Source organism: Vallitalea maricola, from assembly GCF_036985595.1.
Classification (GTDB): domain Bacteria; phylum Bacillota; class Clostridia; order Lachnospirales; family Vallitaleaceae; genus Vallitalea; species Vallitalea maricola.
This window is the reverse complement of sequence record NZ_BTPU01000392.1, coordinates 1-213: the sequence shown is the minus strand read 5'-3', so window position 1 is coordinate 213 and position 213 is coordinate 1. Positions and strand designations below refer to the sequence as shown.

Sequence of the window (213 nt, the reverse complement as noted above, 5' to 3'; positions counted from 1 at the left end):
GATATATCACCTATGGAAAAGATAAAAATTATTGAAAATGTTTCTTCATTAACTCATGCACATAGTCGTGCAAAATTAGCATGTATAATATATGTTGAATATGCTATAAATTTGATTAAAGGTAGCAATAAAAGCATTGCTTTTAGGCAAACTATAGACTTTATAGATAAATATTGCTATGAAGATTATAATAAAGAAATATGTAATTTTAAA

Annotated in this window: 1 pseudogene; it reads left to right on the top strand. The window is 23.5% G+C overall.

Annotation, left to right across the window (positions count from 1 at the left end):
- Positions 1–213, top strand: a pseudogene (locus AACQ14_RS24430) (ADP-ribosylglycohydrolase family protein); the annotation flags it as partial.